Source organism: Streptomyces capoamus, assembly GCF_014654935.1.
GTDB classification, from domain to species: Bacteria; Actinomycetota; Actinomycetes; order Streptomycetales; family Streptomycetaceae; genus Streptomyces; species Streptomyces capoamus.
In genome coordinates this window covers 95,140-100,788 of sequence record NZ_BNBF01000008.1, presented here as the reverse complement: position 1 = coordinate 100,788, position 5,649 = coordinate 95,140, and the positions used below count along the sequence as shown (strand labels likewise).

The window sequence follows — 5,649 nt, the reverse complement described above, 5'->3', positions numbered from 1 at the left end:
GCGATCAGGGAGCCGTCGTGCGAGAGGTCGCCGACGCCCGCGGACTCGCGGTGCCGGTAGATCTCCACCGGGTCCGCGTCCGCGCGGGCCAGGTGGATCGTCGTGCCGTCCTCGTCGGTGGAGCGGCCGACGACCGCCGTGCGGCCGTCGCGGGACAGGGCCAGGCCGGCCGGGTAGGACGGGTCGAGGCCGGGCACCGCCGGTTCGTCCGGGCCGCCCGCGAAGGGCTGGCGGCGCCAGATGCCGAACTCGTCGCCGTCCTTGTCGTCGAACCACCAGATCCACGCGCCGTCCGGGGAGAGCACGCCGTCCGTCGTGCCGTTCGGCCGGCGTGTCGCCTGCCGCTGCTCGCCCGTCGTCCTGTCCCAGGCGTACAGCTCGTACGTCCCGGTCGCGTTGGACACGAACAGGGAGCGGTCGGGCGCGTCCTCCGCCCAGTCGGGCAGGGAGACGCGGGGCGCGCGGAACCGCTTCTCCCAATCCGGCATGTCCGGTACGTCCGGTACATCCGGTGTCCTGCTGTCACTCATGGCCCCAGTCATGCGCCCATACTGCCTGGCCGCGGCGCCAATTGGGTGGCGGGTGTGCGCAGCCTGTGGATAACTTCGCGCGCATGACCGTTTCCGTGCCTCCGCCGTCCGCGCCGCAAGGTGGCGCGCCGTCCGCGCCCGAAGACACCGCACCCTCCGCGCCCGAAGACACCGCACCCTCCGCGCCCATCGGCTGGCGTGAGGACAACCGGTCCCTGTGGGACGAGCGGGTGCCGATCCATGTCGCCGGTTCCTTCTACGACCTCGACGGCTTCCGCACCCGCCGGGACGACCTGCGCGACTTCGAGACGGCGGAGGTCGGGGACGTCACCGGCAAGTCGCTGCTGCACCTGCAGTGCCACATCGGCACCGACACCCTGTCGTGGGCGCACCGCGGCGCCGCCCGCGTCGTCGGCCTGGACTTCTCGGCACCGGCGGTGGAGGCGGCCCGCGCCCTCGCGGCCGACCTCGGCTACGGCCCCGACCGGGCGGCCTTCGTCACCAGCGACGTCTACGACGCGGCCACCGCCGTACCCGAGCCGTCGTACGACATCGTCTACACCGGGCTGGGGGCCCTGTGCTGGCTGCCGGACATCCGGCGCTGGGCCGAGACGGCCGCCTCCCTCGTCGCGCCCGGCGGCTTCCTCTACCTCGCCGAGTTCCACCCGATCACCGAGACCCTGGACGACGAGACCGGCAGCCGGGTCGTGCGCGACTACTTCGCCCGGGACGCACAGGTGTGGGACGAACCGGGCACCTACGCCGACCTGGACGCCGTCACCGTCCACCACCGCAGCGTGGAGTGGCAGCACACGCTCGGGGACGTGGTCTCCGCTCTCGCCGCGACGGGACTGCGCCTGGAGTTCCTGCACGAGCACGACGTGTCGCTCTTCCCGCGCTTCCGGAACTTCGAGGTGCGCGACGGCCACCACCGCTTCCCCGCGGGCCACCCGCGCGTCCCGCTGCTCTACTCCCTGAGGGCGAGCAAGGACTGACCCGAGGCCGGGACGCGGGGGCGGGCGCCGTACCGTGGAGGGCGTGTACCGGTTTCTGCTGACACCCCGCTGGTGGGGCATCAACGTCTTCGTGCTGCTCGCCATCCCCTTCTGCGTCTTCATGGGGTCGTGGCAGCTGGGCCGGTTCGAGGACCGGGTGCAGGACCACCGCGCCGCGACCGAGCAGGTCGCGGCCGGCCGAGACGAGGCCGCGCGCCCGCTGGACTCGATGCTGCCCGTCGACAAGAGCACGGCGGGCCGGCGGGTCACGGCGAGCGGACGGTACGGCGAGCAGCTGCTGGTGCCCGGGCGTGAGCTGGACGGCAGGCGCGGGTTCTACGTCCTGACGCTGCTGCGCACCGGCTCCGGGAAGGCGCTGCCGGTGGTGCGGGGCTGGCTGCCGGGTGCGGCGGACGCGGCCAAGGCTCCGGCGCCGCCCGCCGGGGAGGTCACCGTCACCGGCGCGCTGCAGGCGTCCGAGGCGCCCGGGGACGACGGGGTGAGCGCGCGGGGCGGGCTGCCCGCCGGGCAGACGGCGGCGATCAGCTCGGCCTCGCTGGTGAACCTGGTGCCGTACCGGCTGTACGACGCGTGGGTCACGCTGGACAAGGGGGACGCCGGGATGAAGGCCGTGCCCGCGCGGGCGCCCAGTGGCAGCGGGCTGGACCTGAAGGCGTTCCAGAACCTGGGCTACACCGGGGAGTGGTTCGTGTTCGCCGGGTTCGTGGTGTTCATGTGGTTCCGGTTGCTGCGGCGGGAGATCGAGTTCCAGCGGGACGCCGCGCTGGGCCTGGTGCCCGAGGACCGGGCGCCGGTGCCCAGCGCGTGACCGGCGGCCGGCGCACCCGCCCCGCGCGCGGCCTACGTCCCGTCGGCCCGTGGCGCGTCAGGCGCCGGGCAGCAGCCCGGTGAAGTAGACCGTGCCCGCGCATGCGCCCGGCACCACCGCGGTGGCCGACGGCGCGCCGCCCTGAGCCGTGTGGGTGACCGCGACGCTGCCGTCGGCGGGGCCGTCCTCGGTCGCCAGCTGGGTGGTGGTGCCCGCCGAGGTGCCGGTGTCGGTGGTGCCGCCGGAGGCGCTCGCCTCCTGGCTCGGCGACGGGTCCGGCGACGGCTCGCTCGGGTCGGTGCCGCCCGCGCCGGTGCCGCCGGTGGTGGGGCAGGTCTCCGAGGGCACGAAGGCGAACTTCTCCTCGTAGGCCGCGCCGGGCTGCAGGACCAGGGAGGAGACCTCGAGGGAGGGGTCGGGCAGCGAGGCCGCCGCGTCCCCGGCGACGTGCCGGGCACTGAAGATCTTGGCCGGGTCGGCGGCGCCCTGGGCGGCCGGCGTGATGCTGCCGGGGCCGCCGAGGGTGCAGGCGGTGCCGGAGGTGTTGGTGACGCGGAAGGTGCCGTAGACGACGCCCGCGGTGTCCGGGGCGTTCACCGTGCCGCCGGCGGAGCCCAGTTGGGCCGCCGTGCACAGCGGGGTGCCGGAGGCCTGGGTGGCGGCGGGGTCGGCACCGCCGGCGGCGCCGCCGGTGTGGCCGCCCTTCTGGTCCTTCTCGTCCTTCTTGCCGGGCTCCTTGCCCGGCTTGACCGTCGTGGCGGGCCCGTCCTTCTTGCCGTCCTTGTCGCCGGCCCTGCCCTTGCTCCGGCCGGTGCCGCCCTGGTCCTGCGCGCTCTGCCCGGCCATGGCGGTGTGGGGGTCGGGCCCGCCGGACTGCGTGACGTGCACGAGGGCGGGGATGGCGGTGCCGATGAACAGGGCCGCCGCGGCCACGCCGACGACCGCCTGCCGCTTGCGGGCGCGGCGCGCGGGGACGGCCCGGCGCAGGTGGTCCAGGGTGCCGGTACGCGGCTGGATGTCGTCGACCGCCGTGTGCAGCAGCCGGCGCAGGGCCAGTTCGTCGGTGTCGAGCCCGTCCAGGCTGTGGACTCCGTCGAGCCTTTCGGGGCCCTTGTCGTCGGGGCCGTGGTTCACAGTTCCGTTCCCAGCGTGCGATGGCGTGTGCTCGTGCCCGGTGCGCCCCGTCGGCTCGTGCCAGGCGTAGGGCTCGTGTCGTTCATGGGAGTGGCGCTCGTGGGAGTGGCCGTCACGGGAGCCGCTCCCTTCGGCGTGGTCGCTCATGCCGATGCCTCCATGGCCACCCGCAGCGCGGCGATGCCCCGCGAGCCGTACGCCTTCACCGAGCCCAGCGATATGCCGAGGGTCTCGGCCACCTGGGCCTCGGTCATGTCGGCGAAGTAGCGCAGCACGAGCACCTCGCGCTGGCGGCGCTGCAGCCCCTTCATCGCCTTGATGAGGTCGCGGCGCTCCAGCCGGTCGTAGGCGCCCTCTTCGGCGCTCGCCATGTCCGGCATCGGCTTGGACAGCAGCTTCAGGCCTAGGATGCGCCGGCGCAGCGTGGACCGGGAGAGGTTGACGACGGTCTGCCGCAGGTAGGCGAGGGTCTTCTCGGGGTCGCGGACGCGCTTGCGGGCCGAGTGGACGCGGATGAAGGCCTCCTGGACGACGTCCTCGCAGGAGGCGGTGTCGTCGAGGAGGAGTGCGGCGAGGCCCAGCAGCGAACGGTAGTGCGCCCGGTAGGTCTCCGTGAGGTGGTCGACGGTGGTGCCGGCGGCCTCGGTCGCCACGGCACCCGTGGTCTCCTCGGCGCCGTCGCGCTGACTGGGTATGCGGGCGGGCCGCGCTGCGGGCATGGGCGCGATCACCGGCATGCCGCCGGGCGTGCGGGGCCGGAGCGCCGCGCGGGGCCGCAGGGCCGTAGCGCCGCGGGCCGCAGTGAGTTCGAGTACCTCTGCCACGCCTGTTGGACACGTTTCCCCCCTCGAGGGTTGTACGTGCCGGGCGTCACATGTGCGACAACCGACGGTGCTTCACATGCCGTCATGCGTCCCGCTCTTCCGTTATGTCCCATTTGAACGGGCGTCCCCACGCCCCGATCACGGCGTCCCCACGCCAGGATCATCACGTCCCCAGGTACCGCAAGGGTGACCGCAAAGACGCTCCCCGCCTCCGTACGGTTGCGGAAGGCGGGGAGTGAAATCCTCTGTCGCCGAGGGGGACGGCTTCAAGTGGATTGGACCATGCCCCTGGCCACACTTCTTACCCGGGTCCTACAAACCGGGCGGGGCAGGGGCGGCGGCCTCCGCCGCGATCAGCTCCGCGATCTGTACGCAGTTCAGGGCCGCGCCCTTGCGCAGGTTGTCGCCGCAGGCGAACAGCTCCAGCGCGGTCGGATCGTCCAGCGCCCGCCGCACCCGGCCCACCCAGGTCGGATCGGTGCCCACCACGTCGGCGGGGGTGGGGAACTCGCCGGCGGCCGGGTCGTCGCACAGCACCACGCCCGGCGCCGTGGCGAGGATCTCCCGGGCGCCGTCGACGCCGACCTCCCGCTGGAAGCGGGCGTGGACGGTCAGCGAGTGCGTGGTGACCACCGGGACCCGGACACAGGTCACGGCGACCGGCAGCCGGGACAGGCCGAGGACCTTGCGGGTCTCGTCGCGCACCGACATCTCCTCCGAGGACCAGCCGTCCTCGCGCAGCGACCCGGCCCACGGTACGACGTTCAGCGCGACCGGCTCCGGGAACGGCCCGGTGTCCTCCCCGACGGCCCGCCGTACGTCCCCGGGCTTGGTGCCCAGCTCCGTCCCGGCCACCAGGGACAGCTGGGACCGCAGGGTCTCCACACCGGCCCGCCCGGCCCCGCTCACCGCCTGGTACGACGACACCACCAGGCCGCGCAGCCCGAACTCGGCGTGCAGCGCGCCCAGGGCGACGATCATCGTCAGGGTGGTGCAGTGGGGGCTCGCGACGATCCCGCGCGGGCGGGAACGCACCGTGTGCGCGTTGACCTCGGGCACGACGAGCGGCACGTCCGGGTCCGTCCGGAAGGCGGCGGAGTTGTCGACGACGACCGCGCCTCGCGCGGCGGCCACGGGCGCCCACTCGGCGGCGACCTCGTCGGGCACGTCGAACAGCGCGATGTCGACCCCGTCGAAGGCGTCCTCCGACAGGGCCGTCACCTCGGCCTCCGCCCCGCGGACGGTCAGCTTGCGGCCGGCCGAGCGCGGGGAGGCGATCAGGCGGATCTCGCCCCAGATGTCCGCCCGCTGGGAGAGGATCTGGAGCATGACCGTGC

5 protein-coding genes and 1 pseudogene are annotated in these 5,649 nt (G+C 74.0%); 2 read left to right on the top strand and 4 right to left on the bottom strand.

The annotated features are described in order from the left end of the window. Nucleotides 1–488, bottom strand: a pseudogene (locus tag IE312_RS40130) (TolB family protein); the annotation flags it as partial. A gap of 257 nt (nt 489–745) precedes the next feature. On the opposite strand from IE312_RS40130, the gene IE312_RS15045 reads away from it, so the two are divergent. Together IE312_RS15045 and IE312_RS15040 are read left to right on the top strand one after the other, a co-directional pair. Further along, nucleotides 746–1,525, top strand: coding sequence for a class I SAM-dependent methyltransferase (locus tag IE312_RS15045; RefSeq protein WP_229899848.1), 780 nt, complete (start codon nt 746–748; stop codon nt 1,523–1,525). A 43-nt stretch (nt 1,526–1,568) separates the two neighbouring features. After that, nucleotides 1,569–2,354: an SURF1 family protein gene (locus tag IE312_RS15040; RefSeq protein WP_189981992.1), complete on the top strand. Its 786-nt coding sequence runs from the start codon at nt 1,569–1,571 to the stop codon at nt 2,352–2,354. A gap of 57 nt (nt 2,355–2,411) precedes the next feature. On the opposite strand, the gene IE312_RS15035 is transcribed toward IE312_RS15040, so the two are convergent. The 3 genes from IE312_RS15035 to IE312_RS15025 form a co-directional block, all read right to left on the bottom strand. Beyond that, nucleotides 2,412–3,635 carry a hypothetical protein gene (locus IE312_RS15035; RefSeq protein WP_229899777.1) on the bottom strand — a complete coding sequence of 408 codons (1,224 nt, stop codon included), beginning with the start codon at nt 3,633–3,635 and terminating at the stop codon, nt 2,412–2,414. Next, nucleotides 3,632–4,312 carry a SigE family RNA polymerase sigma factor gene (locus IE312_RS15030; RefSeq protein WP_189981990.1) on the bottom strand — a complete coding sequence of 227 codons (681 nt, stop codon included), beginning with the start codon at nt 4,310–4,312 and terminating at the stop codon, nt 3,632–3,634. Before IE312_RS15030 ends, IE312_RS15035 begins: the two co-directional genes overlap by 4 nt. 312 nt (nt 4,313–4,624) lie before the next feature. After that, nucleotides 4,625–5,649, bottom strand: a 1,025-nt coding sequence (locus IE312_RS15025) for an aspartate-semialdehyde dehydrogenase (protein ID WP_229899775.1), incomplete at its 5' end; no start/stop codon positions are given.

What these genes read in the sequence shown, in the direction of transcription:
- IE312_RS15035 (WP_229899777.1), bottom strand. Translation starts at nt 3,635, where the DNA reads ATGAGCGACCACGCCGAAGGGAGCGGCTCCCGTGACGGCCACTCCCAC.